This is a genomic window from Amycolatopsis kentuckyensis, assembly GCF_002155975.1.
In the GTDB taxonomy this organism is placed as follows: domain Bacteria; phylum Actinomycetota; class Actinomycetes; order Mycobacteriales; family Pseudonocardiaceae; genus Amycolatopsis; species Amycolatopsis kentuckyensis.
On the sequence record NZ_MUMI01000414.1, the window covers coordinates 1 to 2,864 of the forward strand.

5 protein-coding genes are annotated in these 2,864 nt (G+C 72.9%); 4 read left to right on the top strand and 1 reads right to left on the bottom strand.

Annotated elements, in window-relative coordinates; translation table 11 throughout:
- Positions 1–198: 198 nt before the first annotated feature.
- Positions 199–348 (bottom strand): hypothetical protein, encoded by a 150-nt coding sequence (locus CCN39_RS49660; protein ID WP_244211120.1) that lies wholly within the window; start codon positions 346–348, stop codon positions 199–201.
- 14 nt (positions 349–362) lie between these two features.
- Here CCN39_RS49660 and CCN39_RS34045 point away from each other — a divergent pair, with 14 nt between their 5' ends.
- Genes CCN39_RS34045 through CCN39_RS34060 form a run of 4 tightly spaced genes read left to right on the top strand, consistent with a single transcriptional unit; the run spans position 363 to position 2,712 of the window.
- Positions 363–602, top strand: a complete 240-nt coding sequence (locus CCN39_RS34045; RefSeq protein WP_244211121.1) for a CopD family protein — start codon at positions 363–365, stop codon at positions 600–602.
- Between the two features lie 23 nt (positions 603–625).
- On the top strand, positions 626–1,597 hold the full coding sequence (locus CCN39_RS34050; RefSeq protein WP_086849024.1) for a cupredoxin domain-containing protein: 972 nt from the start codon (positions 626–628) through the stop codon (positions 1,595–1,597).
- 57 nt (positions 1,598–1,654) lie between these two features.
- Positions 1,655–2,107 carry a hypothetical protein gene (locus CCN39_RS34055; protein ID WP_086849021.1) on the top strand — a complete coding sequence of 151 codons (453 nt, stop codon included), beginning with the start codon at positions 1,655–1,657 and terminating at the stop codon, positions 2,105–2,107.
- Entirely contained in the window at positions 2,104–2,712 is a 609-nt protein-coding gene (locus CCN39_RS34060; protein WP_086849023.1) for a cupredoxin domain-containing protein, read from the top strand. The genes CCN39_RS34055 and CCN39_RS34060 overlap by 4 nt, the downstream gene beginning before the upstream one ends.
- Positions 2,713–2,864 lie beyond the last annotated feature (152 nt).

Here is a 2,864-nt window from a genome sequence, read left to right on the forward strand (position 1 = left end):
GGCGTGGATCGGCGGCCTGGCCGTGCTGCTGTTCGGCGTCCTGGCCCGCCGTGACCCCGGCGAACTCGCCTCGGTGATCCCCCGCTACTCGAAGCTGGCGATGACGTCGGTCGCCGTTGTGGTCGCCGCCGGCGTGGTGCTCGCGTGGCAGACCGTCGGCAGCGTCGGCCGGGTGCGAGGACTCCTTTCGCAGGGCGATCAGCGGCCGGGGCTGGCCGTGACGAGGAAGCTCGCCGCGAGGAGGACCACGAGCACGAGCGTGGTCTCGGCGGCGACGGAATGGACGAAGGGGCGGACGGTGCCGGCGTCCCCGCGCAGGACGACGGCGAAGTCGAGGCGGCGGCCCACCCAGCGTCGGCCGGGTGTTCGGCACGGCCTACGGGCGGACGCTGCTGGTCAAGCTGGCCGTGCTCGCCGTCGTGCTGCTGGCCGCGCAGTTCAGCCGCCGCTGGGTGGGCCGCCGCCTCGACTTCGCCGTCGTCCTGCGCGGGGACGCCGGCACCGTCCGCCCCTTCGTCCATTCCGTCGCCGCCGAGACCACGCTCGTGCTCGTGGTCCTCCTCGCGGCGAGCTTCCTCGTCACGGCCAGCCCCGGCCGCTGATCGCCCTGCGAAAGGAGTCCTCGATGGACAACCCCACCCCCACCGCCCCCGAGCAGCCGGAGGTGGTGCGGCGACGGCGGAACTGGCCCGTCGCCGTGGCGATCCTCGCCCTGGCGACGGCGTTGTTCAGCCTCGCGACGCTGCGCGGCGGCCAGACCGAGCAGGCCGCGCCGAACCAGGCGGCGAACGTCGACCTGGCCGCCCTGGCCCAGCAGGGTCCCCTGGCCGTCCCGCTGTACCAGGGGCTCGCCCAGGAACAGGCCGGCGGGGCCGCCCCGGCCGCGGCACCGGCCGGCAAATCGGTCGAAGCCATGGGCTACAAGTTCTCGCCGGCCGACCTGACGATCGCCGTCGGCGACACCGTGACGTGGACCAACCACGACACCGCGCCGCACAACATCGTGGTCACCGACGGGCCGGAGAAGTTCACCTCGCCGACCCTGCAGACCGGCCAGACGTTCAGCCACACCTTCACCAAGGCGGGCAAGTACTCGTACTACTGCTCGATCCACCCGGACATGAAGGCGACGGTCACCGTGACCGGCGCGGCCCCCACCAGTGCCCCGCCGGCCTCGACCCCGCCGTCCGCCCCCACCTCGGCACCGAGCCACTCGATGCCGGCGCCGTCCACCCCGGCCGGCGGCGGCTCCTGCGTGCCGAAGGCGGTCCTGCAGCCGATCCTCGACCACATCAAGAGCGCGCACCTGGAAACCTCACCCGGCCAGCAGGTGCAGGACATCCTCAACCTGGACCAGTACATCAAGACCCACACGGTGTGGCTGGAGACCGTGCTCGCCCCGGCGTTCGACGGCTCCGGTGGCCAGGTCCTCACCGACACGCTGGCGCCGATCGTCGCGCACATCAAGAGCGCGCACCTGGAGGAGTCGCTGGGACAGCAGGTGACCGACCTGCTGAACCTCGACCAGTACATCAAGACGCACACGGTGTGGCTCGAAAACGTGCTCACGCCGTTGCTCGGCCAGGCGAGCTGCTGATCCCCGCGGGTGGCCCGGCCCGCCGGGCCACCCGCACCCTTCTCCGGAGGCCACCCCATGCCCGACACCGCCGTCCTGCCCGCTCCGACCGGCTACGCCCTGCGCCGCGATCGCTGCGTCATCGAGGTTTCCCCGCGCCCGCCCCTGGTCCGCGGCCGCCTGACCGCGACCGGCGGGCACTGGACGCCCGGCTCCGCCCTCACCGTCACCTTCGATCCCGGCTCGCTGCGGACCGGGGTCCCGTTCCTCGGCCGGGCCTTCCGCGGGGAAGAACTCACCTTCACCGCCGACGACGTCGCCGAAGACCCGTTCGTCGTCGAAGGCAACGTGGCCGGGCGGGCCGTGCGCCTGCGCGGCGACGTCCGGCACCGGGACTCCGACGGTGTCGTCGTCTGGGCCGCCGGGGTCGTCCTCCCGGCCCGCCGGAAGGCGGCCCACGGGGGACGGCTCGTTCGACTGCTCGCCCGGCGCCGGCTGCGCGTCGAGATCGCGATCGAGTTCGTCCGATGAGGCGCGCCGCTCTCGCCGTCGCCGGCCTGCTGGTGTTCCTGAACGTGCCGTTCGCGAGCCCGGCCGCCGCGGCGACGCAGCAGGTCATGATGCAGGGTTACGCCTTCTCCCCCGCCGCGCTGACCGTGCGCGTCGGCGACACGGTCACCTGGATGCAGCACGACGAAGCCCCGCACGACGTCGTCACGACGAGCGCGCCGGTCGCGTTCCGCAGCCCGCAGCTGTCGGCCGGGCAGAGCTGGAGCTACACGTTCCGGCAGCCGGGCACCTACCAGTACTACTGCTCGGTGCACCCGGACATGCGGGCCTCGGTGACGGTGCTGCCCGCGCCCACGACGGCGCCGCCGAAGCCGGCGACCACGGTCCCGCGGACAACGCCGCCACGGAGTACCGCCGCCGCCGCTCCGGTGACCAGCGCTCCCCCGCCCGGCACGTCCCCGAGCAGCACTTCCCCGGCCGCCGCTCCCGCCGCCGAGGCGCCACCCGCGGTCCAGCAGGCGACCGCGGCCACCCCGGCGACCCTGGACCCGATGCTGCTGGTCGCCGGGCTCGTCACCGGGATCGCGGTGCTGTGCCTGCTCCTGCTGAGTTCACGCCGGGCGTGAATTCCTGTCCGGAACCTGTCCAGTAAAGGACTGGACCAATATTATCGGCCTCCGACAATGGAAGCATCGCCCTTCAACGCGGAAGGTGGCCGATGAACTTCCTCGTCTCCCTGCTCACCCTGGCCCTGGCGGCCACTCCGACGCCGACGCCG

What these genes read in the sequence shown, in the direction of transcription:
- CCN39_RS34055 (WP_086849021.1), top strand. Translation starts at nt 1,655, where the DNA reads ATGCCCGACACCGCCGTCCTGCCCGCTCCGACCGGCTACGCCCTGCGC.
- CCN39_RS34050 (WP_086849024.1), top strand. Translation starts at nt 626, where the DNA reads ATGGACAACCCCACCCCCACCGCCCCCGAGCAGCCGGAGGTGGTGCGG.
- CCN39_RS34060 (WP_086849023.1), top strand. Translation starts at nt 2,104, where the DNA reads ATGAGGCGCGCCGCTCTCGCCGTCGCCGGCCTGCTGGTGTTCCTGAAC.